This is a genomic window from Dokdonella sp. (assembly GCF_044227025.1).
Lineage (GTDB): Bacteria > Pseudomonadota > Gammaproteobacteria > Xanthomonadales > Rhodanobacteraceae > Dokdonella_A.
Genome location: NZ_JBGAFX010000001.1, coordinates 424,019 through 449,981, shown reverse-complemented (window position 1 = coordinate 449,981; position 25,963 = coordinate 424,019). Strand labels below are relative to the sequence as shown.

The window sequence follows — 25,963 nt, the reverse complement described above, 5'->3', positions numbered from 1 at the left end:
GCGGCAGGGAGGTCGCACGCATGGAATGCATCCACCGGATTCGTTTCCCGGGACGCCCGCTGACCAGCGCAGTTCACCCCACGGCGCGGACAGCGGGCTCTTTTTTTCCGCAAGGCACGCACGCATGAGCCTCGCCGTGGTCTACAGCCGCGCGCAGGACGGCATCGCCGCGCCACTGGTGTCGTGCGAGGTACACCTGTCCGGCGGACTGCCGGGAACCTCGATCGTCGGCCTGGCGGAAACCGCGGTGAAGGAAGCTCGCGACCGCGTGCGCGCCGCAATCCTCAACGCGCAACTGGAATGGCCACAGCGCAAGGTCACGGTCAATCTCGCGCCAGCCGACCTGCCCAAGGACGGCGGTCGCTTCGACCTGCCGATCGCGATCGGCGTGCTCGCCGCGAACGGCGCCGTGCCGCGCCAGGCACTCGAGGGCTACGAATTCATCGGCGAACTCGCCTTGTCCGGCGAACTCCGCGCGGTCAACGGCGTCCTGCCAGCGGTGCTGCAGGCGGCGCGGCGCGGTCGGCGCGTGGTCGTTCCGCGCGGCAACGGCGCCGAAGCCGCGCTGGTCGAGCAGGCCGATGTGCGCGTCGCCGGCTCGCTGCTGGAAGTCTGCGCGCACCTGGCCGGGCGCATCGATTTGCCGAAAGCCCAGGCGGGCGAAGTCGGCGCGGAGGCCGCGCGCGTATTCGCCGACCTCGCCGACGTGCGCGGACAGCCGCATGCACGCCGCGCGCTGGAAATTGCCGCGGCCGGCGCACACAACCTGCTGCTGGTCGGTCCGCCAGGCACGGGCAAGACCATGCTCGCGAGCCGCCTGCCGGGCATCCTGCCGCCGCTCGACGAAGGCGAGGCGCTCGAACTCGCGGCAGTGCGCTCGGTCGCCGGCCACGACACCGAGGTCGCGAATTGGAAGCAACGCGCATTTCGCGCGCCGCACCACACCGCATCGGCGGTAGCGCTGGTCGGCGGTGGCTCGGTGCCGCGCCCGGGCGAGATCTCGCTCGCGCATCACGGCGTGCTGTTCCTCGACGAAGTGGTCGAGTTCGATCGCCATGTGCTCGAAGTGCTGCGCGAACCGCTCGAGTCGGGCCGCATCGCGATCTCGCGCGCCGCGCGCCAGGCGGAGTTTCCTGCACGCTTCCAGCTCGTCGCGGCGATGAATCCGTGCCCGTGCGGTTACGAAGGCGATCCGGGCGGTCGCTGCCGCTGCACGCCGGACGCGATCGCACGCTATCGCGCACGCCTCTCCGGTCCGCTGCTCGACCGCATCGACCTCAAGCTGGAGATGCCGCGCGTTGCGCAGGCGGACCTGCGCAACGGCCACCGCGGCGAGACGAGCGCGGACGTGCGCGCGCGCGTGATCGCCGCACGCACGCGCCAGTTGCAGCGCGCCGGCAAGCCGAACGCGTGGCTCGGCAACCGCGAGGTCGAACGCGACTGCGTGCTCGACGATCGCCTGCATGGCCTGCTCGACCGCGCGGTCGAACGCCTCGGCCTGTCCGCGCGCGCCTACCATCGCGTGCTGCGCGTCGCGCGCACCGCGGCCGATCTCGCCGGCAGCGACGGCATCGACGCGGAGCATCTGTCGGAGGCGATCCAGTACCGGCGGTTCAGGGCCTGAGCCTCCGGGCAGTGGTCGGCCTTTTTGTGGAGCTTGCTCGGCTCAGGTCACGCCAAGCGCAAGCGCAGCGGAGCAAGCTCCGTCCTGCAACGCTGCCACCGCTCCCGACAACGGGTGCGGATATGATCGGGTTGCGATGAATGCGATCCACAACACCTACTGGCTGCTCGCTGCGGCCGCCGCACTGATCCTGATCGGCATCGGGTCGAGCCTGCTCGCGCGCCGGTTCGGTGCGCCGCTGCTGCTGGTGTTCCTCGTGGTCGGCATGCTCGCCGGGATCGACGGGCCGGGCGGCATCCGCTTCGACGACGTCGCCGGCGCCTACCGCATCGGCTCGTTCGCGCTCGCGGTGATCCTGTTCGACGGCGGCCTGCGCACGCGCCGCGAGAGTTTCCGTGGAGTATTCGCGCCGACCCTGCTGCTGGCGACGGTCGGCGTGGTGGTCACGGCGGCGCTGACCGGGCTTGCGGCGCAATGGTTGCTCGGACTCGGACTGGTGCAGGCACTGCTGCTCGGTTCGGTGGTGGCGTCGACCGACGCGGCCGCGGTGTTCTTCCTGCTGCGCGCGGGCGGCCTGCAATTGCGTTCCCGCGTCGGCGCAACGCTCGAGATCGAGTCAAGCGCAAATGATCCTGTCGCCGTGCTGCTGACAACCCTGCTCGCCGAGTTCCTCGCGGCGCCATCCGGCATCGAAGGTTCGGAGCTTTTGCGCGAGCTTGCGCTGCAGTTCGGCATCGGTGCGCTCGGCGGTGCGCTCGGTGGTTTCGCGATTGCCGCCGCGCTGCGCACGTTGCCGCTGTCGGGCGGGCTCGCGGCGCTGTTCCTGGGCACCGCGGCGCTGTTCGTGTTCGGTGCGACCGGCTCGCTGCACGGCAGTGGGTTCCTCGCGGTGTACGTCGCCGGCGTCATCGTCGGCAACCGCAACGTGCCCGGCTTCGCCAACCTGCTGTCGGTATTCGATGCCGGCACCTGGCTGTGCCAGATCGTGATGTTCCTCGTGCTCGGCCTGCTCGCGACGCCGCACACGCTCGGCGATGCACTCTGGCCCGCGCTCGGCATTGCCGCGTTCCTGATGCTGGTCGGCCGACCGCTCGCGGTCGCGTTGTGCCTGGTGCCGTTCCGCTATGGCAAGCGCGAGATCGGTTTCATCGCCTGGGTCGGACTGCGCGGCGCGGTCGGTATCTTCCTCGCGTCGATCCCGATGCTGATGAAGCTGCCGAATGCCGAATTGATCTTCAACGTAGCGTTCGTCGTCGTCCTCGCCTCGCTGCTGGTGCAAGGCTGGACGCTCGGACTCGCCGCGCGCCTGCTCGACGTCGCCTTGCCACATCGCGACCGTGCCGTGCGGCGCGTCGAGCTCGACCTGCCCGGCTCGCTCGAACGCGAGATGGTCGGCTATGCGGTCGCCCCGGGCGCCACCATCCTGATCGGTACCGCGCTTCCCGGCTGGGCGCGGCTGGTGATGGTCGTGCGCAACGGCGAGATCCACATGCCCGATGTCGCGGGTTCGCTCAGCAGTGGCGACTATGCCTACCTGCTCGCGCCGCCGGGACGCGTGTACCGGCTCGACTGGCTGTTCGCGCCGCCGGATGAGGCGATCGAGGCGGAACGCGAAATGTTCGGCGAGTTCAGCTTCGATGCCGACGTGCGCCTCGCCGACGTCGCGGATTTCTACGCGTTGCCGATCCGCGCCAAGGACGCGCCGCTCACGCTCGCCGAGCATTTCGCACGGCGTTACGAACACACGATCGAGGTCGGCGACCGCGTGCGGCTCGGCCCGGTCAGCCTGATCGCGCGCGAGCTCGATGACGATGGCGTGCGCAAGGTCGGTCTCAAGCTCGAGCGACTCGGCAACGTGCTGGTACGCCGACCATGGCTCGCGCGATTGCTGCCGCAACGGTTCGTCGCGCGTTGAGCGACGAGCTGTGACGTGGTCTGCGTCGTTGCCACATCCACATCGCTATGATGGCCGACCCCTCGGAAAGTCGTTCGCATGCCGATCGAAGTCGAACTGTCTCACTTGCCGCCACTCGGCGGTCTGCGCGCCCTCGTCGCCGGAGTCGACGCGCTCGCCACGGCACGCCGCGACAGCGTGCTGTGCGTGGTCGTCGGCAGCAGCGGCTCGACCTATCGAAAGCCCGGTGCACTGATCCTGCTCGATGCGGCCGGCGTGCGCGTCGGCGCGCTGTCCGGCGGCTGCCTCGAAGCGGAACTCGAAGCACGCGCGCGCGATGTACTGGCGAACGGTGCGGCGCAGGCAGCACGCTTCGACAGCAGCGGCGACGAGGACCGCGTGTTCGGTTCCGGCACCGGCTGCGGCGGATCGACCGACGTGCTGCTGCTGCCGTTGCCCGCGAAGGCGTCACCGCTGCGCAGCGCCTTGCGCGCGGCGCTCGCCGACGACCTCGATCTCGAACTGACGCTGGTCGCCGGCGACACGCGTACCGGCGCCGGCCGCGCAGTCGTCGGCGAGCAGCGCTTCGCGTTCGACGAATGCGGAGGGCCGGTCGACGACGACGCGCTGCCGGACGATGCGTGCCGCCTGCATGTCGCACGTGCACCGCGCCTGCTGCTGCTCGGCGCCGGGCCGGAGACACCCCCTCTGCTCGCGCTCGCGCGTCGACTCGGCTGGCGCGTGGAACTGGCGGAACACCGCGAACGCTGGCTGCGCTTTGCAGCGTCGGCGGGCGTCGACGCCGAGCACCGGGACGGGCCCGACGAGCTTGCCACGATCTTCGCGCGCGCGCGCTTCGATGCGGCGCTGGTGATGAACCACAACCTCGATCTCGATGCACGCAGCCTGCGCGCGTTGGCCGCTTCGCAGATTCCCTACATCGGCCTGCTCGGACCGACCGAGCGGCGCGACGAACTGCTCAGGGAGATCGGCGACGACGAGGGCGCGATGCTCGGTGCGCGCCTGCACGCACCGGTCGGCCTGCCGCTCGGCGGTGAAGGTGCGGAGGCGATAGCGCTCGCGATCGCGGCCCAGTTGCAGCAGACGTTCGCGCAACCAGCGCATGGCTGAGCCGCGCCACGCGGCGATCCTGCTCGCGGCCGGCGCGTCGACGCGGCTGGGCCATGCGAAGCAGTTGGTCGAGATCGACGGTGAAGCGCTGCTGCGCCGCGCCGCACGCGCGTTGCTGACGACCAGACCGGCCGCGCTCGTCGTCGTGCTCGGTCACGAAGCCGAAGCAATGCGCGCGGTGCTCGCCGGGGTCGATGCGCACTGCGTCTTGGCGCGCGACCCCGCAGAGGGCCTGTCGGCCTCGCTGCGCGCAGGTCTCGCGGCGCTGCCGGCCGATGTCGACGGCGCGCTCGTCGCCCTGACCGACCAACCCGCGCTGGAAGCCGCGCACCTCGCGGTGTTGTGCGCGACATGGCGCAGCGATCCGGCGCGCGCCGTCGCGAGCGCGTATGCCGCTGTGCTCGGCGTGCCGGCGATCCTGCCGCGCGGCTGGTTCGACGAGATCGGTCGACTGCGAGGCGATGTCGGTGCACGCTCGCTGCTGCGCACGCGCACCGCCGAGGTCGTCGCGATCGATGCACCGGCGCTTGCGCAGGACCTCGATACACCGGGCGATCTCGCGCGGCCGCCATGCCGGTAGGAACGCGCCCTGTACGCGTTCGGCATCGACGAGAAGGCGATGGCGCGGGCAGCGCGACGGGAGTAGCCTCAGCGCTTGGCCCGCCGCGGGAGACGTCCTATGAAGCTCGTCGTCAATGGCCAGTCGCATGAGGTCGATGCGCCGACCGACATGCCGCTGTTGTGGGTGCTGCGCGACCTCGTCGGCCTGACCGGCACCAAGTTCGGTTGCGGCATGGCGCAGTGCGGTGCGTGCACGGTCCACCTCGATGGCCAGGCGGTCCGCTCGTGCGTGCTGCCGGCGGTCGCCGCAGCCGGCAAGTCGATCACGACGATCGAAGGCCTGTCGAAGGACGGCTCGCACCCGGTGCAGCGCGCGTGGCAGCAACTCGACGTCGTGCAATGCGGCTACTGCCAGTCGGGCCAGATTATGAGCGCGGTCGCGCTGCTCGCGCAGAAACCGCAGCCGAGCGATGCCGACATCGATGCCGCGATGGCCGGCAACCTCTGCCGCTGCGGCACCTACCAGCGCATCCGCGGCGCCGTGCATCGCGCGGCCGAACTGTCGAAGGAGAGCGGTCATGTGGCGTGACGGCATGAATCCCGAGGAGCTGCGGCGACGGGCAGGCGAAACTGCCGCGTGCGGAACCCCGCTCGCTGGCGAAGCTGCCGGCCGTGAGGGTGTCGAGCGCCGCGCCTTCCTGAAGGCGGCTGCATCCGTGGCAGCCGGACTGGTCGTGGCCTGCTTCCTGCCGCAGGCAATGCGTCGTGCGCTGGCCGAAGGGGCGCCAGCGGCACCGGTCGCGAAGCCGCCCGTTTCGCCGAACGCGTTCATCCGCATCACAGCCGATGACCGCGTGACGATCCTGCTCAAGCATTCGGAAATGGGCCAGGGCGTTTGGACCTCGCTGCCGATGGTCGTCGCCGAGGAACTCGGCTGCGACTGGAGCGCGATCGGTGTCGAACATGCGCCGGCCGCGCAGGAGTACGCGCACACCGCGTACGGGACGCAGATGACCGGCGGTTCGACCAGCACCTGGGAATCGTTCGACCAGTTGCGCACGGCCGGCGCGATGGCGCGCGAACTGCTGATCGCAGCGGCAGCGGCAAAGCTCGGCGTGAAGGCGTCGGATTGCCGCGTCGAGCGCGGCGTCATCGTGCATGGCGCTCATCGCGTGCGCTTCGGTGAGGTCACCGAAGCCGCGGCGAAGTTGCCGATGCCTGCCGACGTGAAGCTGAAGGCGCCCAAGGACTGGACCATCATCGGCAAACCGACGCGCCGCCTCGACAGCCTCGCCAAGACGACCGGCGCGGCCGAGTTCGGCATCGACGTGAAACGGCCCGACATGGCGGTGGCGGTGATCGCGCGCGCGCCGATGTTCGGCGCGAAGCTGAAGAAGTTCGACGCAACCAAGGCGAAGGCGATCGCCGGCGTCATCGACGTGGTCGAGGTGCCGAACGGCGTCGCCGTGCTCGGCAATCATTTCTGGGCTGCCAAACAGGGGCGCGATGCGCTCGCGCTCGAGTGGGACGAGGGCGCGTTCGCGAAGGCATCGACGCCCGCGCTGCGCGATGAATACCGCAAGCTGGCCGCGACACCGGGCGCGCCAGCGAAAGTCGCCGGCGACGCCGAGGCAGTCCTGAAAGCGGCGAACACCGTCATCGAGGCGCAGTACGAAACGCCGTTCCTCGCCCACGCACCGATGGAGCCGCTGAACTGCACCGTCACGCTCGGCGCCGACGGCTGCGAGATCTGGACCGGTACGCAGTTCCAGGGTGTCGACCAGCTGAACGTCGCGAAGGCGCTCGGCATCGAGCCGGGGAAAGTACGCATCCACACGACCTTCCTCGGCGGTGGCTTCGGTCGACGCGCGAATCCGCAATCGGATTTCATCGTCGAGGCCGCGCTCGTCGCGAAGGCGGCAAAGCGCACGGTCAAGGTGGTGTGGACGCGCGAGGACGACATCCGCGGCGGCTGGTACCGGCCGATGTGGCTGTCGCGGTTGCGTGCCTCGCTCGCTGCCGACGGGAGGCCTGCGGCGTGGACGCACACGCTGGTCGGCCAGTCGATCGCGGCCGGTACGCCGTTCGAGCCGATGATGGTCAAGGACGGTGTCGACGCGACCTCGGTCGAAGGCGCGGCCGATTCGCCGTACCTCGCGGCGATCGCCGCGCATCGCGTCGACCTGCATTCGCCGTCGAGCCCGCTGCCGGTGCTGTGGTGGCGTTCGGTCGGACACTCGAACACCGCGTTCGTGGTCGAGAGCTTCCTCGACGAATGCGCGCATGCCGCCAAGCAGGATCCGCTTGCGTACCGTCGCGCGATGCTGCCGAAGGACGCGCGCGAACGTCGCGCACTCGACCTTGCGGCGGAGAAATTCGGCTGGGGCAAGCCGCTGCCACCGGGCCGCGGCGCCGGCCTCGCCGTGCACGCCTCGTTCGGCAGCTACGTCGCACACGTGGCCGAGGTCTCGGTCGAGAAGGGCGCCATACGTGTGCATCGCGTCGTCTGCGCGATCGATTGCGGACCCGTCGTGAACCCGCTGACGGTCGAGGCGCAGATGCAGTCCGCGATCGCCTACGGCCTGTCGGCCGCGCTGCACGGCGAACTCACGCTCAAGGACGGCCGCATCGAGCAGAGCAACTTCCACGACTACCCCGCGCTGCGCCTGCCCGAGATGCCGGTCGTCGAAGTGCACATCGTGCCAAGCACGGACGCGATGGGCGGCTGTGGCGAACCCGGGTTGCCACCGATCGCGCCGGCGGTTGGCAATGCGGTGTTTGCACTGACAGGGAAGCGGTTGCGCAAGTTGCCGTTCCGGTTGGCCTGAAGATCTGCCGATACGCCGGTGCGGCAATGCCTCGTCGCGTGGCCATCACGTCGGACGCTTCAGATGCCCCGTCGCGTCCCACACGCGTTCGGAGGGATCGAGTTCGACCGTGGTTCGCGTGTGGGCGCGCGGACCGAACCCGCACACGGCGATCGGCCCTTCCAGCAATGGGTCTAGTCCAAACGCCGCTTCGATGTCGATTTCATTGATCGCCGCGGTCACATACGCACCGAGACCGAGTTCGGTCGCGGCCAGGTAGAGATTCTGCGATGCGTGGCCGCTCTCGATCAGGATCGCGCGATATATCTTGGGGTGTTTGCGGTACTTCCAGAACGACCGCGGAAAGCGAACTGCGACGACGAGCAGCACGGCTGCATCCGCGAAGTAGTGCTGTCCTGCAACCATGCGGCGCGCGAAATCGGCGATGTCGAATTCGGCGGGGGTTGGCAGCCGATCGAGCGCGTGCGACTCGACGTTGTAGTGGTAGAGACCCGGATCGACACCTTCCACACGCTGGACCAGCAGGTACGCCTCCAGAGGATGCAAGCCGCCACCCGAGGGATGGTTCTTTTTCAACGCCACGGCGCCGGGTTCGATTTGCTCGCGACCCTGCTCGCCGAACGTACAATGAAGGATAGTCGCGAGATCCGTCATTGGCAGCGTGGCGTCGGGATCGAAATTGCGGCACGTCGTGCGTCGATGCATGACCTCATCGAGTGCACCTATGCGAGGTCGCTCAAGCGCTACACGCGCTTCGGCGTCACTGCGCGAATGATAATGCGGTGGCGGCAAGCCGCTGGCAGCAATGAGGTCTGCCGTCGAGCAGATGCCGGAGCCTTCCTGGGCCTCGAGGCTGTCCACATTACTCCAGCGTGACAATGCGTGCGCGGTGGCGAGCAGAGGATGCCAATGCGATTCGCGCAGCGCACAATCACGGTGGTAGGCGCGCGTTTCGATGCCACGTTGGAACACGAGACCGCAATCGATCAGGCGCGCCAGCAGGGCCAGGTCGATCGAGTGGCCCAATTGCTGGTACGACATCCACTCCATCTCGTCGATTCGATCAAGCGCGGCAACCAGCGGCGAGTCGAGCTCAACGGGTGCCGCCAGGTGGGGCGCCAGGGCGATGCAGACGCGCGCCTTGATCACGGGATCGCGCCCGGAAAGCAACTCCCCAAAATCGAGGCTGGTTCGCCTCTCGGTGTGCAAATAGACTGCAAAGCAACGCCTGACCCAAGTCGAATCGCTCATCGCTGGCTGCGTTCCGCGAGACAAGTTGTGCTAGAAAGGCGGTGCCGCTGCCGTGTGCCCCGTCGATGATTCACATTGTCGCGACTGAACGCGGCGCGCAAAAACCAAGGCCGCGTTCGACGCCTGAGCGTTGCGCGGTGATCGCACACTCCGTTCAGGAAGGGGAAAATCATGATCCAAGGTGCATCGAACGACGCCGTTGCGAAAGTTCTGGAAATGCTGTCGACCGACCAGGCATTTCGCGAACAGATGCTTGGTGATCCCGCATCGGCGTTGAAGCCGTTCGGAATCTCCGTTGACCCCTCGGCAGTGCCGTCTGTCCGTTCCCTGCCCTCGATGACAGATATCGCAAAGATCCGCCAGCAGTTTCTTGCCGATCCGCAGACGGACAAGAGCTGTATCGCCGTGTTCATCGTCATCGGGGCGAAATAAGGCAGCTGTTGTCAACGGGGGGCTCGGGCGCCCGACAATAGTCGGGCGTCCAACAGGTTCGGAATGAGCGCGACCTCGTTCTCGAGTTCGGCGGTAGCGCGACCGCGATGTGTCCGCAACCACGCGGCCTGCTCATCTGCCTTGTCATCCGCGCCCGCTGCCTTGTACGCGAGATGCAGGGCGACGTGAGTTTGATAATACTCGCGTCCATCGACGAGGCCTGCGAGGCACGTAGCGCGCGATGTGGGTTCCTTCGCGAGTCGTACTTCGCAGTCAGCGGTCCGCCACAGCGCTGCGCGATCGTAGAACCCGTGATTGAGCGCATTTGCTCGCGATGCATCCAGCGCTGCTTTCGCCTTCGAAAAGTTGCCGGAGCGGCTCGCAAGCATCGCTGCCAACGCAAGATGGATCGGCGCACTTCCGTCTATGGTCGTATCCTGCTCGCTGAGCCGCATGATCTCACCGTCGATCAGCGACACGAGTTGCTGCGCGGCGCCGGTCGCGCCGGTCGCATTGTCGAACGCAGCCCGCGCGAGTCGAACTCTCGCTCGCTGTGGGGCAGAGGACGACTTATCGGCGTATTGCGCCGCTGCCTCCAACGCCGACTTCGCGGTGGCGTCATCCGCCTGATCTACGGCGATCGCCGCGAATTTCAATTGGCGCTCCGCCTGGAGCGCTTCGGGAAGCGACGATGAAACGGCTTTCAGGCGAGCAGTCGCCGCTGCATATCGGCGCGCAGCGAGATCGGGCGCCACGTCCTCGAAATGTGGCATCACTGCAGAAAGTTCTCTAGCCCTCGCAATGTGCGACATTGCGACTGAATCGTTCCCTTTCTCAGTCTCGATCACGGCGAGGGCGCACCAGCTGAGTCCGCGCAGCGGATGTCGCGAATTGGCGATTGCCAAGAAATGCGGGATGGCCTCGTCGAGTTGATGCTGATACCACAAATAGCCAATTCCGAGGTTTTGCTGCGCAGCGACTGCGTCGGGATAAAGCTGAGTCGCGACAGTCCATTTCTCGATCCAACGGTCTGCGTCTTCGTACTGTGCCACCGTGCCGTCAAGGAAGAGTTGCTCTCGAGCACTCAGACGGTCACGGTTTGCGAGCGCGGACTGCAGACTTGCGTGCGCTGCCTTTGCGTCGCCGAGGAAGGCATTCTGCAGCGTGCTCAATCGCACCCAGGCCAGGGCGAACTTCGAATCGAGTCGCAAGGCTTCCTTGAGTAGCATGATCGCATCGTTGATCTTGCCGCGGCCGTATTCTTCTTCGGCCTTGCCCAATGCGCGCAGCGCATCGATGTTGCTGGTAGTGATCTGCGCGAGCGGCCTTGATGCCTCGCTGACCGACGCCAACGATTCGCCCAGTCGTCCGCGCATCTTGCGCAACAAATCGTCCATTCCGGGCAACAGCCCCTCGTCCCCCTGCGCATCGACGGAGTCGCTGTACACCGTCGTCTGCGTGTTCGGATCCACGATCTCGGCAGTGATCCTCACGTGGCCGCCGACTTCGGCAACGGTGGGGATCACGAGTGCACGCGCACCTTCGCGCACAGCGACTTCGGCGCCAATCGTGCGGTCCACCGCGGTGGCGATCGGATCGCGCTCCATTCGCTTGAGCGAATCGCGCACCTGCATCTGCGGAACGACGTTGACATAGCGGGATTGCTCGAGTCCGACGCGGAACGCGCTCTGCAAGGACTCGTCAAACACCTTCTGTCCGGTCAGGTTCTTCAGATCGCCCACCACCACCCAGTCGCGGTTCGCGAAGGCGATCGCCGGCGCGGGTTTGAGCAGGTACCACGTCGGTACCGCGAGCAGAAGCAGCAGGGCGATCGCTTCCATGACCATCGCGGTAGGCCGGCGCCAGACCGGCATCTCGCGGTGCGCCTTGCCGGACCAGGTCGGGGCGCGCAGAGGCGCGAAGTCTTCTTCACCGACCTCGAATACCGGCACGAGGTCGGGCACGCCCTTGAAGCGGTAACGGCCATGCGTGCGCCAGCGCACGCGTGCGAGCGCTTCGCCGAGTTCACCCTGGGCGCGGTGTGCGATGTCGTAAGCGGTGCCGGACATCAGGATCTGTCGCGGCAGGGCGAGGCCCATCAGGCGCGCGGCGACCGGTTTGACCAGGCCTTCCACTTCGGTGCGCTTGGCGCCACGCTGCACGTCGGCGGCGCTGTTGTCCCATACGACGATGTCGCCGACATGGATGCCGATGCGCGCGGCGAGGTCGATCTTCTCCTGAGCGCCGAGCTGGGCGAGCTCGCGCTGGTAGGCGAGCGCATAGGCGACGGCCTGGATCGGGCGCTCGAACACGAGCAGGAAGCCGTCGGTCTTGTCGATCTCCTGGCCGCCGTGGCGCTGCATCAGTGCACGCGCGACCTTGTCGTGCTTGCGGAACAGTTCGGCCGCGCGCTGGTCGCCGAGGCGCTCGACCAGTGCGGTCGAATCGACCAGGTCGCTGAGCACAAGCGTACGCAGCACCGAAGTAGTGCCGGTCACGCCTGCTTCGATCCCTGATGATGCCTCTGCGTTCACGCCCGACGTGGTCCCCTGGCAGGCAGGTGGCATTTTGCGCCGGAACGGGTCGCGAGTGCCAGCGGGGACTCCGCGGCGGGCCCGCCACTCATGTTGGCGGCCATACCGCATGGAGCGGATCGAATTCGATGTCGATGCGCTGCGCCGAGCGATGGCCGAAGCCGCTGACCGCGATCACACCCTGCTGCATCGGATCGAGCCCGAACGCGTCTTCGATGTCGCCCTCGTTCACGGCGGCAGTGATGAACGCGGCAAGACCGAGTTCCGTCGCGGCGAGATACAGCGTTTGCGACAGGTGGCCCGCATCGAGGATCGTGGCGCGATAGGCCTTGGCGTGGTTGCGGTACTTCCAGAAATTGCGCTCGAAACGGCTGGCCATCACGAGCAGCAGCGGGGCCGAGCGGAAGTGCGCCTGGGCCGCGACGAAGCGCTGGTTGTGTTCGTCCGCCTCGTTCGATGACAGCTCGCGCAAGCGCTCCAGCGCGTGATGCAGCGGATGGTAGTGGTACAGGCCCGGCGTGACACCGTCGACGCGCTGCACCAGCAGGTACGCTTCGGTCGGATGCAGCCCGCCGGCGGAAGGCACGCCCTTCTTGAGCACGCGCACGCCGGTGATTTCCACCTCGGTGCGCGCGCCGAACGCGCGCCAGAGCACCGCGCCGACCTCGTCGAGGCTGAGGCCGCGAGCCGGATCGAAATTGCGGCAGGTCACGCGGCGGTCAAGTAGTCGGTCCAGCGCGGAGACTTCCGCGCGCGGCAGCGCGACGCGCCTGCCTTCGGCGGCACAGTCGATTGCGGGCGGCGGCGGCGCGCCGAAATGGTCCAGCCACTCGTCGCCACAGATCTCGTCCAGCCGCCGTGCCTCGGCCGCCGTATCGATGCTGCGCCAGCGCGAATGCCGATGCGCCACCGCCGACAGCGGGCGCCAGTGCGTGGCGCGTAGCGCACGATCGGCCACCTCCGCCGCCGCTTCGCCGCCTTCGGCGACGAGCAGACCCTTGGCGCGGAGGCCATCCACCAGGACGGGCGCATGTGCACCCACCAGCTCGTCCCGGTCGATCCAGTCGGTCGGCGACACCGCACCGAGCACGGCGAACTCGGCCGGATCGAGCGGCACCTCCTTGTCCAGGTGTGGCGCAAGAGCGAACCATTCGAGCGAGGAGCCGATCTTGGGCGCGACCGAAAGCAGCAATTCAAGATCGAGTTCGCGCCGTTCGCGGGGCTCGATCAGCAGGGTCTGGCAGCGGCGCAAGCGCATGGTTATTCCAGGTGTGAAAGCAGCACAAGACGCAGACTACGCGATGCACAGCCCAGCTCACCCGCGTCTTCGACGCGGATGCCGCGGCAGCGGCGCGGGCATTGCGACGTAGCCGTCGTCGAAAACCGTCGCACGAAGCCATTTCGAGCGGGCTTTTGACTCGGCACGCGCATCGATGAAATCGGCGTCTCGGCCCATGTTGTCGGAACCATGGATCGCGGAAGGTGCAAGCCGCTCACCTCGAGTGACTGGTATAGCCCTTGCATCGCTAGTCCCAGCTCCTGTGTGGCGGTGAGGGAGCAGGTATGCCACATTGCCGCCGGTTTCGACTACGGGAGGGATTCATGGCTGATTCCAAGCTTACGGACCAACAGGCGAGGACATTGCTCGGCAAGCTCGCCAAGGACAACGCATTCCGCTCGGCTTTCGCTGCAAAACCGGCCGCAGCGCTGCGCGACCTCGGGGTCGATGCAGAGACGATTGTCCACCTTCCAGCTGCGTGCATTTGTCCGCGAACGCTCGCCTCGGCGGATGACTACGCCAAGTTGCTCGACAACCTGTCGGATGTCGACGTCGCCAGCGCCATGGCCATGCGCGTCCCCCAGGTGGGATGACGTTGCCACACCGTTGAACCCGACTCAGTGCGCCGCGCGATAGGCTTCGCTCAGCGCCTCGAGCCGCTGTTTGAGGAACGGCAGTTTGTCCGCGTTCGGCCAAGCTTTGCGGAAACCGCCGAGTGCCTCGCGCGAGGCGGGCAGGTTCTTTTGTGCACTGGCGAACTCTGCCGCATCCAGCAGCGCCAGGTTCGCCAATGCAACATTGAGCGGATTGAGCGTCGCCTGTCCAAACTGCTCGGCGTACGCGCGGCCGCGATGTTCGGCCAACCAATGCGACTCACGCAGTGCGTGCGCGTAGTCATTCGTCGCGGCGTACGCGTCCATCAGCGCCCGATGCGTCAAATAATATTCGCGGCCATCCACGGTCGCTCCGAGCATTGAAATGGACTTCTTCGCATCGCCGCCTGCGCGTGCCAGCTCGGCCTCGACGACCCTGAGCAGGCTCACCAGATATGGATAGTCGCCGCTTCGACTCTGCGCGGTCACACGATCGAGGGCAGTGGCTGCCAGTGGCATCGCCCCGGCGCGAGCGGAAAGGTAAGCGGCAAGCAACAGTTTGAATTGGCCCGTGTCGCTTTCGCGATGCGCGCTTGGCATCGATGACCACTCTCGCAAGTAAGTCGATGCACGAACCTTGAATTCGGCTGGCGTATCGCTCAATGAATGCAGCATCAGCTTCGTGATCTGCCGATCGGAGTCGTCCGCCACATCGACTTCGCGCGATCCCGCAAACTCGGCCAGCGCAGCGTCCCAGTCTCCTCGATCGAGTGAAAGCAGCGCGCGCGCGCGTTGCAATTCCGCGTCTTCGCTATCGAGCCCGCTTTTCGTGCCTTGTGACAACAACGTGGATGCCTTGGTGAAATCACGCTGAGCCGCGAACAGGTACGCGCGATACACGTTCTGCGTCTTGAACCCATTCGCTTCGGCCTGATCGAAGCGTCGTTGGGCCTCGGCATAACGGCCATCGCCCAAGTACAGTACACCGAGCAGATAATCTGCAACGCCGCGCCGCGGATTCGTATTGACGGCATTCTGTTCGGTTGCAGCAATCGCCGCGGAAAAGTCGTTGGCGGCCTGGTACTGGAAGAATCCCAGGGCGCCGCTCGCGCGCGGAAAATCCGGATAGAGCCGCGCAAGCACTTGCCAGTCCTCGAGAGCGGCGCGCGGATTCTCGAAATTCGCCAGCCACGCCTTGGCATACAGCGCGTCACGAGGCGTCAGGTTTTCCGCGGACGCTGCCTTGCGCATCTCCGCCGTGGCGCCGGAGTTATCCCCCGCATAGGCAAGACACTCGCCCAAATTGATGCGCGCCAGCGCGAATTGAGGATCGAATTGGAGCGCCTGCCGGAAGAGCGATGAGGCCTCCTTCATGTTGTTCCGGATGCTCGCCTCTACCCCAAGCGAATACGCGCGCAGCGCATCGAGGTTCTTCGTCGTCACCTGGTCCAGCGGCCGCGACTCCTTCGACACGGTAGCCAGGGCTTCGCCCAGGCGCACGCGCAACTTCTGATTTACCGCGTCCAGCGAAGGCAGCACGGATTCCGCGCCGATGCCGTCGGCGGATTCGGAATACACCGTGGTCTGGGTCTGAGGATCGACCACCTCGGCGGTCACGCGCACCCGACCGCCGATTTCCGCAATTGTCGGCAGTATCACGGCGCGTGCGCCATCGCGGATCGCGATCTCGGCACCGACTGCGCGGTCGACCGGGGTCTTCTCCGGGTCGCGCTGCATCCGCTGGACTGTTTCTCGCGCCTTCAGGGTCGACAGCACATTGACGTAGCGTGACTGCTCGAGACCGATGCGGAACGCGGCCTGTACCGAGGCGTCGAAACTCGTGTCGCCAGTGAGGTTCCTGAGGTCACCGACGACGACCCAGTCGCGCTGCGCGAAGGCAATCGCGGGCGCGGGTTTCAACAGGTACCACGCCGGCGCGACAAGCAGCGCGAGCACGGCGGCGAACTCGATGCCAAGGGTGGCCGGGCGACGCCAGAACGGCACCTCGCGATGCGCCTTGCCCGACCACGGTGGCGCCTTCAGCGGCGCGAACCCTTCGTCGCCAACCTCGAATACCGGAATCGGGTCCGGGATGCCCTTGAAGCGGTAACGGCCGTGCGTGCGCCAGCGTACCGTCTCCAGCCGCTCGCCAAGTTCGCCCTGCGCGCGGTGTGCCAGCGCATGCGCGACGCCGGACAGGAGAATCTGCTTCGGCAGCGCAAGCTGCATCAGGCGCGAAGTGATCGGCTTGACGAGGCCTTCGATCTCGAATGGCTTGGCGCCGCGCGCGATGTCTTCGGGACTGTTGTCCCAGGCGACGACATCCCCGACATGGATGCCGACGCGCGCTGCGAGGGTGCTGCCCTCGGCCGCATTCAGTTCACGCAACGCGCGCTGGTAGTCGAGCGCGAACGCGACCGCTTGCAGCGGGCGTTCGAACATCAGCAGGAAGCCGTCGGTCTTGTCGATCTCGCGGCCGCCGTGGATGGGCAACAACGCACGCGCGAGGCGATCATGTTTGCGGAACAGGTCGGCCGCGCGCTGGTCGCCGAGGCGCTCGGTCAGCGCGGTGGAATCGACCAGGTCGCACAGCACGAGCGTGCGCAGCAGGGGAATCGCGACGCTTGGTGCGATCGGTCCCGCCGGTTGTGCCAATGCGTTCATGCCCTGGTCGCCCTGCAGCGCAGCTCGCGCCTGCGCTTCGCGGTCCGGCGAGGCGCGTCAGGCGACGACGCCGGTCCTTGTGCGGTCGATGCGGCGGTTCGCGCCCGCACCCGTATCGGTTTCCCTGCCTGCGCAGGACTCTCGCTCAGACGACGCAATGCAGCGGCGGATGCACCGCCACGTGATAGCCATCGCCACCACGACCTTTCGCTTCGTACAGGGCTGCATCCGCATCGCTGTACCAGACCGCCCAGTCGGATTGCTCGCCGCACATGCTGCCGCCGATGCTGACCGACACGCTCAACCGGTCCTTGGTACCGGGAAAGCGCAGTGCGCGCACCGAACTGATGATCTGGGTGGCGCGCGCGCGCAACTCCTCTTCGCCGGTAACCTGCATCAGCAACGCGAACTCGTCGCCGCCGAGGCGACACGGCACATCGACCGAGGAGGCCGCGTTCTGCACTTCCTCGGCGATCGCACGCAACACCTGGTCGCCGACGAGGTGGCCGCAGCGGTCGTTGATCTGCTTGAAGCGGTCGAGGTCGACCAGCAGCAGGGCGAGCACGGTGCCGGGCAGGCGATGTTCGTCGAGCCTTTCGAGGAACATGTACAGACCGCGCCGGTTGCACAGACCGGACAATTCGTCCGTCTGGACGAGCCGCTGTGCGGTCGACAACTGGGTGCGCGTCTGGCGCAGCGAGTCCAGCGTGACCATGAGGTCCTCGTTGCGGCGCTTGAGGCTCTGGATCAGCTGCTGCTCGCTGGCGACTAGATAGGAGAACGAGCGACGCATGAATTGCGCGAGCAGGCGCGATTCGCTCGCGACCAGCTTTTCGAAGGTTTCCTGGTCGACGATGCGCAGCGTGGCCGGGCCGAGTGCCAGCGCGTTCGCGACGCGCGTATGGCTGCCGATGAACAGCACCAGCTCGCCGAAGAATTCGCGCGCGCCGATCACCTTGTCCGGCAGGCCGTCGCCGAACTCGAGCTGGACCTGGCCGGACTCGACGATGAACATGCTGCGACCGAGTTCGCCGCGGCGAAAGATGATCTCGCCCTGACCGACCTGACGTGCCGAACCGGCTCGCGCGAACAGCGCGAATTCCTCGTCGGACAGCTGTCGCGGCAGCAACGCCGGACGCATTGGCGCGGCGCTCAATACCTGCGCCAGCTCGCTGGTCGACTCTGCCTTCTCGCTGGACACTCGAACCTCCCCCGTGGGGCTCTCGGCCTGTTCATTCATGGTACCCCATGTAGCGAAGGGGCTGGCATGTAGTGACAACCGGCGTCGTAAGAAAACAGCTATTCCGCATGTGCGCCAATGCCGCCATGCGCGTAGGTAGGGTGGCAGGCGACGCGTAGGACGGATTCCGTGACCGGTGTCTCACGGCGACGGTCCGCTGCCCTGTTTCGTCCTCCTGTCATGTGCCAGCGCGATGCTGGACCTGTGCGGCACGGTTCTTGCTGATGCTTGAACTGCCAGCCGCCCTGGTTCAGGCCGCCGCTCTCGCGGTGTTCACCAGGGCACCGCCGGCATCGGAACGGCAGACCCACGGCTCACTCCCCAGCGGCCACGGGTTCCCTCTCTCCCGCCCAGTTCCGATGCCGGTCGGCTGCACCTTCCGGCCCTCTCTCCCGGAAACACCCGAGCCACCGCCCTGCGGTGGTTCGGTGTGCCTGTGTCAGGGCTGAGGGTTCCTTCTCCGCGGAAGCGCATCACCAAAGCGTGCGCTCCTGCAGGGCCACTCCCCACGGCAAGGCTCAGGCGGCGCGCGCGGCCGGGTCGCCGTGGAACTGTTCCTCCTCGGTGGAGCCCTTCAGCGCGGTGGTCGAGGACTGGCCCTGCTGCACCGTCTGGGTCACCGCGTCGAAGTAACCGGTACCGACCTCGCGCTGGTGCTTGACCGCGGTGAAGCCGCGGTCGGCGGCGGCGAACTCGGCCTCCTGCAGCTCGACGAATGCACTCATCTGGCGGCGCGCATAGCCGTGGGCGAGGTTGAACATCGAATAGTTCAGCGCATGGAACCCGGCCAGCGTGATGAACTGGAAGCGGTAGCCCATCGCAGCGAGCTCCTTCTGGAACTTCGCGATGGTGGCGTCGTCGAGGTTCTTCTTCCAGTTGAAGCTCGGGCTGCAGTTGTAGGCGAGCAGCTTGCCGGGATACCTCGCGTGGATCGCTTCGGCGAACGCGCGCGCGAATGCGAGGTCCGGTTTGCCGGTCTCGCACCAGACCAGGTCGGCGTACGGCGCGTAGGCGAGCCCGCGACTGATCGCCTGATCGAGGCCGTTGCGCGTCTTGTAGAAGCCTTCGACGGTGCGTTCACCCGTGGTGAACGGCTTGTCATTGTCGTCGACATCCGACGTAAGCAGGTCGGCCGCCTCGGCGTCTGTGCGTGCGACGAGCAGGGTCGGCACGCCGCAGACATCGGCGGCGAGGCGCGCGGCATTGAGTTTCTCGACCGCCTCGCGCGTCGGCACCAGCACCTTCCCACCCATGTGGCCACACTTCTTCACGCTCGCGAGCTGGTCCTCGAAGTGCACGCCGGCGGCGCCGGCCTCGATCATCGCCTTCATCAGTTCGAACGCGTTGAGCACGCCGCCGAAACCCGCCTCGGCGTCGGCCACGATCGGCTGAAGGTAATCGACGCTGTCATTGCCTTCCGCATGCGCGATCTGGTCCGCGCGCAGCAAGGTGTTGTTGATGCGCTTGACCACCAGCGGCACCGAGTTGGCCGGATACAGCGACTGGTCCGGATACATCTCGCCGGCGACGTTCGCGTCGGCGGCAACCTGCCAGCCGGAAAGATAGATCGCCTTGAGGCCAGCCTTGACCTGCTGCATCGCCTGGTTGCCGGTCAACGCGCCGAGCGCGTTGACGAACGGCTCGTTGCGCAGCGAGGTCCACAACTTCTCGGCGCCGAGCCGCGCGAGCGAATGCTCGACGTGCACGCTGCCACGCAGACGCACGACGTCCTCGGCAGTGTAGTTGCGCACGACGCCGTGCCAACGCGGGTTGTTGCTCCAGTCCAGCTTGATCTGTTCGGCGGTCGGCTGTTGCGTCTTCATGGCGGATCCTTGGGAAATGGCTGAAGCTGAGGGCTGGGGCTGGCGGCTGGGGGAACGGCGGTCATTGCAGGAGCGGGTACGCCTCGAGCGTGAGGAAATCGGCGAGCGTGGCGGCATGCGTCAGGCGCGCGAGCAGGTCGGCGGCTTCGCCGACGCGTGCTTGGCCTGGCATCGCGGTCGCGGCCAGGCGCATGCGCGCGGCGGCCAGCGCGGCGTCGAAAGTGTCGAGGTCGATCGGTGCGCCGTCATCGAAGCGCGCCCCTTCCGCACCATCGCGATGCAGCCATTGCCACAATTGCGCGCGCGAGATCTCCGCGGTCGCGGCGTCTTCCATGAGATGGTTGATCGGCACGCAGCCCTGGCCGTCGATCCACGCGGCGAGGTAGCGCAGGCAGATCTCGACGTTGCCATCGAAACCGGCGCGCGTGATGCCGCCGGTGCTGGGCGCGAGCAGGGTGTCGCGATCGGCAACGACGTCGCTGCGCGCGATGTGCACCTGGTTCGCCATCGGCATGTGTTCGTCGAACACCTCACGCGCAACCGCGACCAGCGCCGGATGCGCGACCCAGGTACCGTCGTGCCCGGCGGTCACTTCGCGCAACTTGTCGGCGCGCACTTTCGCCATGGCAGCCTCGTTGGCGGCGGCGTCTCGGTTGATCGGGATCTGCGCGGCCATGCCGCCCATCGCGAACGCGCCGCGCCGATGGCAGGTACGGATCAGGAGCTCGCTGTAGTGCTTGAGGAAAGGCACTGTCATGGTCACCTGGCCGCGCTCCGGCAATACCCGATCGCGATGGCCGCGCAATGTCTTGAGGTACGAGAAGATGTAGTCCCAGCGGCCGCAGTTGAGACCGGTGATGCGCGTGCGCAGCGCATGCAGGATTTCGTCCATCTCGAACACGGCGGGCAGGGTCTCGATCAGCACGGTCACCTTGATCGCACCCTGCGGCAGGCCGAGCACGGCCTCGACGTGGTCCATCACGTCGTTCCACAACGCCGCTTCGTGATGGCTTTCCAGCTTTGGCAGGTAGAAGTACGGACCCCGGTCGCGCGCCTGCAGCGCACGCGCGTTGTGGAACACGAAAAGGCCGAAGTCGAACAGCGCGCCGGCGATCGCCTGGCCGCGGATCTGCAGGTGGCGTTCCGGCAGGTGCCAGCCGCGCGGCCGCACTACCAGCACCGCGGGATCGTTCGAGACGACATAGCGACGACCATCGGGCGCGGTGTAGTCGATCGTGCCGGCGACCGCGTCGCGCAGGTTGAGCTGACCGTCGACGAGATTGGCGAACGACGGCGCGGTCGAGTCCTCGAAATCGGCCATGAACACCTTTGCGCAGGAGTTGAGCGCGTTGATGATCATCTTGCGATCGACCGGTCCGGTGATCTCGACGCGACGATCCTGCAGCGCGGGCGGGATCGGCGCGACGCGCCAGTCGGCTTCCCGCAGCGCACGCGTTTCCGGCAGGAAGTCGGGCAGCGCACCCGCGTCGAAGCGTGCCTGGCGCTGGCGCCGTGCTTCCAGCAGGGCCTGCCGCCGCGCATCGAAGCGCTCGTGAAGATCGACCAGAAAGGCCAGCGCGGCAGGGCCGAGCAGGTTCGCATGGCGCGTCTGCAGGGCGGCCATGACGACGGCCTGGGGTGGGATGTCCTCGCGTACGACGTTCATGGCGGCTCCGGTGATGCAATGCGGCAAGCCTATGCGGGAACATCTGACTTTGACAAAGCAAACCTTTCAATCTGATGTATTGATATTGTCAAGTCACTCGACAACTGATTGAATCTGCGCCATGAAGACCAACGCGAGTCGCGCCGCCGGCAACCGCAAACGGCCAACGCCGCGCGGCGGCGGCGGCGCCGCCCTCGACGCGGTGAAGAACCCTGCCGCAACCCCGCGCTTCTACTACAAAGGCAGTCGACTCAAGCAGTTGCGCGCGTTCTGCATGATCGTGAAGCTCGGCACGCTGTCGCGCGCGGCGGAAGCGCTGTTCCTGTCGCAGCCGTCGGTCAGCCTGCAGCTGCGCGCGCTCGAACAGGAACTGGGTGCGACCCTGATCGAGCGCCGGCGGCGGCGCGTAGCCCCGACGCGCGAGGGCCAGGCCCTGTACGACCTCGCCCTGCCACTGGTTGAAGGCCTCGACCAGCTCGACCAGCGCTTTCGCGCGTCACAGGCCGGTCTGTCCGGCGGCGAGCTGCACATCGCCGCGGGCACCTCGACGATCCAGTACCTGCTGCCGCCGTTCGTTGCCGCGTTCCGCGAACAGCACCCGGGGGTGAAGCTGCAACTGCACAACGTCACCGGCAAGGATGGTCTCGCGCTGCTGCGCTCCGACCAGGTCGACTTCGCGGTCGGCTCGATGCTCGACGTGCCGAACGACCTCAGCTACGAAGCGGTGCAGGCATACGACCCGATCCTGATCATGCCGCCGGACCACGCGCTCGCGCGACGGCGCGAAGTGCGGCTCGAGGATCTGTCACCGTACGGCCTTATCCTGCCGCCGCAGCGCCTGACCACGTATCGCCTGGTCGACTTGATCTTCCAGCAGCGCAAGGTGCCGTTCCACGTCGCGATCGAGGTCGGCGGATGGGAAGTCATCAAGCAATACGTCGCGCTCGGTATGGGCATCTCGATCGTCACCGGCATCTGCATCGGCGAGGACGATCATGCGCGGCTCGCGGTGCGCAACATGAGCGCGTACTTTCCGCAGCGCAGCTATGGCGTCGTCGTACGCAAGGGCAAGTACCTGAGCACCGAGGCACAGGCCTTTGTCGATCTGGTTCGGCCCGGACTGTTCACGCGCCGCGACTACTGGGAAGCAGGCCACTCGGAGCGCTGACAGGCTCGGGCTAGGGACTGGGGCTGGGAGCCAGGCGCCGGAAAATCCGCGCAACGTAACGGAACACCTTCGGCAGCAGCCACGCGATCAGGCACAGGAATAGTACCAGCGCGACGAGGAAGGCGAACGGATGCGCGATCGCGAGCCACAGGCCGCCGAGGACGAGGCCGTCCTCGCTCGCGCTGGCGGTCCAGTTCGTGAACGGCTCCGGCGAGGTGTTGATGGCGGCGCGGCTGCCACTCTTCGCCAGATGCGTGCCGCTGGTGATCAGGCCACCGACGATAGCCGCGGCCATCTGCGCGGCGGGCGTCGCGTCACCCATTGCGCCCCATGCGAGGAACGCGCCGGCCGGAATGCGGATGAAGGTGTGCAGCGCGTCCCAAAGGGAATCGAACGCCGGCACCTTGTCGGCAAGGAACTCGCCGGCGGTCATGACCCCGGCAGCCACGAGTACCCAGGTGTGCTGCAACACGAGCAACGAGTCCGGCAGGTGCAGATACCCGTAGCGGCCGAGCAGGCCGACGACGAGGATCGTCACGTACAGTCGAATGCCGCTGGCCCAGGCGAGGCCGCCGGCGAGTGCGAGTTGCGAGAGTGAATCCATGGCTTTTTCGGGTTGCTGATGTCGGGGCTGCGGTGCGATCTTGCCGACTGGCGGCGCAGCAGGGCGACGGCGGTTCTGCTAACTTTGCGCTCTGCGATTTCCCCATCTTCCGCAGGTGCATGATGGCTCGCTGGATCCTGCTCGGCATGACGATACTCGGAACCATCGTCGTGTTCACCACCCACAATGCAGCACTGCTCGCGATCGCCATGCTGATCGCCCTGGTCGGTTTCATCGGCTTCATCGGTTCGCTCGCCGCTAGTCGGATCGCCGCCAGCTCGCGGCCCGAACTGGCGATGGCCTCGCGCGAGGACATGATGGCGATGCGCAAGCCGCCCGTTCGTCCGACGCCCGCCGCGCCGCCAGCGCGAGCCGCCGCGGCGCCGATCGATCCGCCGCAGGGCAGTTGATCCTTCGCCGCAGTGCATCATGCTTGGCCGACGGTATGGACGCACAATCGGGCCGTCGCATTGGGCGACTCCCTGCCGGAGGTTCGCGTGACCCTTGAATCGCTGCTCATCTTCCTCGTCGTTGGTGCCGTTGCCGGCTGGCTGGCCGGCCAAATCGTCAAAGGCCACGGCTTCGGTCTGATCGGAAATATCGTCGTCGGCATCGTCGGCGCCTTCCTCGCAGGCTTCCTGCTGCCACGTATCGGACTCGCCATTGGGGGCGGCATGATCGCCGCAATCATCAATGCGATGATCGGCGCGATTGTCCTGCTGGTGTTGATCGGATTGCTCAAACGCGCGACGTGAGACCGTGCCACGACTGACCAGCAACGGGCCGGCGCGAGCCGGCCTTTTTACACCCATGCATGGCCGGGAAGCCGGCGACGCGGCAACAACGACGCGTGTCGAGTTGCTCCCCGCGCGATGACAAGTGATGACGGCCCCGGGTCCGATTCTCCCGCTCGAGGTGGCCGCGAATCCGCGCCGGTGCTCGAACGCGCGATCGACCTGTGGATGCTGGACACGGGCGCCGGAAACGCGCGTGCCGTGCGTGTCGCCGCGCGCGCGGCGCTTGAGCGGCTGCTGCGCGAGTATGCCGGCGCGGCGGCGTTCGAGATCGCGATCGGGCACCACGGCAAGCCGTTCGTGCCCGCGCTGCCATGGCTGGACTTCAACCTCAGCCATGCCGGAAAGCACGTGGCGCTCGCGTTCGCGCGCAATCAGGCGCTCGGCGTCGACATCGAGGAATACGCGCGCAATCCGTCCGCCGGCCTGGCGAAACGTTTTTTTTCCGCGGGGGAAAGCGCGGCGCTGGCGCGGCTGACACCGGACAAGCGGTCGGCGGCATTCCTGCATCTTTGGACGCACAAGGAGGCGGTCCTGAAGGCGCTCGGTAAGGGCCTTTCCTTCGGCCTCGACCGGGTTGAATTCGCGCTGGATCCGGACGGACAAGCCGGACCGCCATGCCGGATGGCGCCCGAGGCGGGGCGACCCGACGAGTGGCAGGTACGCCGGTTCACGCCGGCGCCCGGACTCACCGGCAGCATCGCCTGGCGCGGTCCGCCGCGCGAGTTGAACCTGTTTCGGCTGGCGCCGTGACCGGCGACGCGCGACGCTCGGACCCGCCTGGCCGTCCTTTTGCAGGAATGGCAGACGGACAGACCAGCTACGTGGAGGCGCCAACCGGAGGTACCGGCTTTGGACAGTCGCTCGATCGGCGTGTCCTCGAGCGCGCCCAACGCGGCGAGATGGCGGCGTTTGCGACGATCTACCAGCGGTTTTCCGGCGCCTGCTACACGCTCGCGCTGCGCGTGCTCGGCGAGCCGAGCGCGGCCGAGGACATCGTGCAGGAGGTGTTCCTCAAGATGTTCGCGACCGTGCGCGGGTTTCGCGGCGACGCGCCGTTCGGTGCCTGGCTCAAGCGCCTGACCGCGAACGCGACGATCGACGTGCTGCGTTCGCGACAACGCTTTCGCGACGAGGATGTCGACGCGCTGTTCGATGCGTTGCCGGCGGCTTCGACGGATGCCGAGGACGGCGTGGATGCGTGGTCGCTGCTGCAGCGCTTGCCCGCGCGCGCGCGCGCGGTGGTGGTGCTGCACGAAGTCGAGGGCTACACCCACAAGGAACTCGCGGACCTGTTCGGTCAAAGCGAGAGTTATTCAAAATCGATCCTGGCGCGCGCGTTGAAGCGCCTCGGCGATGAAGCAGGCATCGATGCCGGAGAGCATGAGCATGAATGAGTTCGGCCGCCGCGGCCGCTTCGATCCATCCCGATTGCCGGAATTCAATCCGGATCCGGCGTTGTGGCCGCGCATCGTCGCGCGCCAGCAGCAGCGCGTCGCGCGTCGACGCTGGCAGGCCGCGGGTGTGCTCGGCGCCGCCGCCGCGGCGATGCTCGCACTCGTGCTGATCGCTCCCGGGTTGCGCCGCGCGATCCCGGACGACGGCGGGCACGGCACGGTGCAGGAACAGTCCCGCGTACTCGAACAGGAGTGGGCGGGCCTTGCAGGTGACCATGCGGCCAGCATGGGCGGGACGCATTTGCGTGCAATCGACGCGCAGCTGCAGGCCGCTTACGACCGCGGCGCCGGCGCCGAGGAGCTTTCCCCGCTGTGGCAGCAGCGAAATCGCGCGCTGCGCGGAATGATCGACGGGTTGCGCCGTGGTGCGGGCGATCGCGGCGACAGCATCACGCAGATATGATCGAAGGTGAGGTGACG

The 25,963-nt window shown here is 66.9% G+C and carries 22 protein-coding genes; 14 read left to right on the top strand and 8 right to left on the bottom strand.

Going from position 1 to position 25,963, the window contains the following annotated elements; genetic code table 11:
* Positions 1–124 precede the first annotated feature (124 nt).
* The 6 genes from ACILRJ_RS02035 to ACILRJ_RS02010 all read left to right on the top strand — a co-directional run bounded on the left by ACILRJ_RS02035 (position 125) and on the right by ACILRJ_RS02010 (position 8,038).
* The gene (locus ACILRJ_RS02035) at positions 125–1,624 is read left to right on the top strand and encodes a YifB family Mg chelatase-like AAA ATPase (RefSeq protein ID WP_395679855.1); all 1,500 of its coding nucleotides are present in this window, start codon (positions 125–127) and stop codon (positions 1,622–1,624) included.
* A 136-nt stretch (positions 1,625–1,760) separates the two neighbouring features.
* Complete coding sequence (locus ACILRJ_RS02030) at positions 1,761–3,539, top strand: potassium/proton antiporter (RefSeq protein WP_395679853.1); 1,779 nt, start codon at positions 1,761–1,763, stop codon at positions 3,537–3,539.
* A 78-nt stretch (positions 3,540–3,617) separates the two neighbouring features.
* Complete coding sequence (locus tag ACILRJ_RS02025) at positions 3,618–4,649, top strand: XdhC family protein (RefSeq protein ID WP_395679851.1); 1,032 nt, start codon at positions 3,618–3,620, stop codon at positions 4,647–4,649.
* Positions 4,642–5,229 carry an NTP transferase domain-containing protein gene (locus ACILRJ_RS02020; RefSeq protein WP_395679849.1) on the top strand — a complete coding sequence of 196 codons (588 nt, stop codon included), beginning with the start codon at positions 4,642–4,644 and terminating at the stop codon, positions 5,227–5,229. Before ACILRJ_RS02025 ends, ACILRJ_RS02020 begins: the two co-directional genes overlap by 8 nt.
* 99 nt (positions 5,230–5,328) lie before the next feature.
* Complete coding sequence (locus ACILRJ_RS02015) at positions 5,329–5,799, top strand: (2Fe-2S)-binding protein (protein ID WP_395679847.1); 471 nt, start codon at positions 5,329–5,331, stop codon at positions 5,797–5,799.
* On the top strand, positions 5,789–8,038 hold the full coding sequence (locus ACILRJ_RS02010; protein ID WP_395679845.1) for a molybdopterin cofactor-binding domain-containing protein: 2,250 nt from the start codon (positions 5,789–5,791) through the stop codon (positions 8,036–8,038). Before ACILRJ_RS02015 ends, ACILRJ_RS02010 begins: the two co-directional genes overlap by 11 nt.
* Positions 8,039–8,083: 45 nt before the next feature.
* Here ACILRJ_RS02010 and ACILRJ_RS02005 read toward each other — a convergent pair whose 3' ends face one another.
* Positions 8,084–9,289 carry a putative peptide maturation dehydrogenase gene (locus ACILRJ_RS02005; RefSeq protein WP_395679843.1) on the bottom strand — a complete coding sequence of 402 codons (1,206 nt, stop codon included), beginning with the start codon at positions 9,287–9,289 and terminating at the stop codon, positions 8,084–8,086.
* Positions 9,290–9,460: 171 nt separating this feature from the next.
* Between ACILRJ_RS02005 and ACILRJ_RS02000 the strand changes: the two genes are divergently transcribed.
* Positions 9,461–9,721: an NHLP-related RiPP peptide gene (locus ACILRJ_RS02000; protein ID WP_395679841.1), complete on the top strand. Its 261-nt coding sequence runs from the start codon at positions 9,461–9,463 to the stop codon at positions 9,719–9,721.
* Between the two features lie 11 nt (positions 9,722–9,732).
* Here ACILRJ_RS02000 and ACILRJ_RS01995 read toward each other — a convergent pair whose 3' ends face one another.
* Complete coding sequence (locus ACILRJ_RS01995) at positions 9,733–12,288, bottom strand: putative peptide modification system cyclase (RefSeq protein WP_395679839.1); 2,556 nt, start codon at positions 12,286–12,288, stop codon at positions 9,733–9,735.
* Between the two features lie 55 nt (positions 12,289–12,343).
* Positions 12,344–13,513 carry a putative peptide maturation dehydrogenase gene (locus tag ACILRJ_RS01990; RefSeq protein WP_395679837.1) on the bottom strand — a complete coding sequence of 390 codons (1,170 nt, stop codon included), beginning with the start codon at positions 13,511–13,513 and terminating at the stop codon, positions 12,344–12,346.
* Positions 13,514–13,857: 344 nt separating this feature from the next.
* Here ACILRJ_RS01990 and ACILRJ_RS01985 point away from each other — a divergent pair, with 344 nt between their 5' ends.
* Positions 13,858–14,127, top strand: a complete 270-nt coding sequence (locus tag ACILRJ_RS01985) for an NHLP-related RiPP peptide (RefSeq protein WP_395679835.1) — start codon at positions 13,858–13,860, stop codon at positions 14,125–14,127.
* A 24-nt stretch (positions 14,128–14,151) separates the two neighbouring features.
* Here ACILRJ_RS01985 and ACILRJ_RS01980 read toward each other — a convergent pair whose 3' ends face one another.
* The 4 genes from ACILRJ_RS01980 to aceB all read right to left on the bottom strand — a co-directional run bounded on the left by ACILRJ_RS01980 (position 14,152) and on the right by aceB (position 21,520).
* The gene (locus ACILRJ_RS01980) at positions 14,152–16,791 is read right to left on the bottom strand and encodes a putative peptide modification system cyclase (protein ID WP_395679833.1); all 2,640 of its coding nucleotides are present in this window, start codon (positions 16,789–16,791) and stop codon (positions 14,152–14,154) included.
* 145 nt (positions 16,792–16,936) lie between these two features.
* Positions 16,937–17,992 carry a diguanylate cyclase domain-containing protein gene (locus tag ACILRJ_RS01975; RefSeq protein WP_395679831.1) on the bottom strand — a complete coding sequence of 352 codons (1,056 nt, stop codon included), beginning with the start codon at positions 17,990–17,992 and terminating at the stop codon, positions 16,937–16,939.
* A gap of 557 nt (positions 17,993–18,549) precedes the next feature.
* Positions 18,550–19,854, bottom strand: coding sequence for an isocitrate lyase (gene aceA, locus ACILRJ_RS01970; protein ID WP_395679829.1), 1,305 nt, complete (start codon positions 19,852–19,854; stop codon positions 18,550–18,552).
* A 61-nt stretch (positions 19,855–19,915) separates the two neighbouring features.
* Positions 19,916–21,520, bottom strand: coding sequence for a malate synthase A (aceB, locus tag ACILRJ_RS01965; RefSeq protein WP_395679827.1), 1,605 nt, complete (start codon positions 21,518–21,520; stop codon positions 19,916–19,918).
* Positions 21,521–21,641: 121 nt separating this feature from the next.
* On the opposite strand from aceB, the gene ACILRJ_RS01960 reads away from it, so the two are divergent.
* The gene (locus ACILRJ_RS01960) at positions 21,642–22,688 is read left to right on the top strand and encodes a LysR family transcriptional regulator (protein WP_395679825.1); all 1,047 of its coding nucleotides are present in this window, start codon (positions 21,642–21,644) and stop codon (positions 22,686–22,688) included.
* A gap of 10 nt (positions 22,689–22,698) precedes the next feature.
* On the opposite strand, the gene ACILRJ_RS01955 is transcribed toward ACILRJ_RS01960, so the two are convergent.
* Positions 22,699–23,292 (bottom strand): DUF4126 domain-containing protein, encoded by a 594-nt coding sequence (locus ACILRJ_RS01955; protein ID WP_395679823.1) that lies wholly within the window; start codon positions 23,290–23,292, stop codon positions 22,699–22,701.
* 122 nt (positions 23,293–23,414) lie between these two features.
* Between ACILRJ_RS01955 and ACILRJ_RS01950 the strand changes: the two genes are divergently transcribed.
* The 5 genes from ACILRJ_RS01950 (at position 23,415) to ACILRJ_RS01930 (ending at position 25,946) form a co-directional block, all read left to right on the top strand.
* On the top strand, positions 23,415–23,702 hold the full coding sequence (locus tag ACILRJ_RS01950; protein ID WP_395679821.1) for a hypothetical protein: 288 nt from the start codon (positions 23,415–23,417) through the stop codon (positions 23,700–23,702).
* A gap of 87 nt (positions 23,703–23,789) precedes the next feature.
* On the top strand, positions 23,790–24,047 hold the full coding sequence (locus ACILRJ_RS01945; RefSeq protein WP_395679819.1) for a GlsB/YeaQ/YmgE family stress response membrane protein: 258 nt from the start codon (positions 23,790–23,792) through the stop codon (positions 24,045–24,047).
* Positions 24,048–24,227: 180 nt separating this feature from the next.
* Positions 24,228–24,839, top strand: a complete 612-nt coding sequence (locus tag ACILRJ_RS01940) for a 4'-phosphopantetheinyl transferase family protein (protein ID WP_395679817.1) — start codon at positions 24,228–24,230, stop codon at positions 24,837–24,839.
* Between the two features lie 47 nt (positions 24,840–24,886).
* A complete protein-coding gene (locus tag ACILRJ_RS01935) occupies positions 24,887–25,483 on the top strand; it encodes an RNA polymerase sigma factor (RefSeq protein WP_395679815.1) in 597 nt (198 codons plus the stop codon).
* Positions 25,476–25,946 (top strand): hypothetical protein, encoded by a 471-nt coding sequence (locus ACILRJ_RS01930; protein ID WP_395679813.1) that lies wholly within the window; start codon positions 25,476–25,478, stop codon positions 25,944–25,946. The genes ACILRJ_RS01935 and ACILRJ_RS01930 overlap by 8 nt, the downstream gene beginning before the upstream one ends.
* The last annotated feature ends 17 nt before the right edge of the window (positions 25,947–25,963 follow it).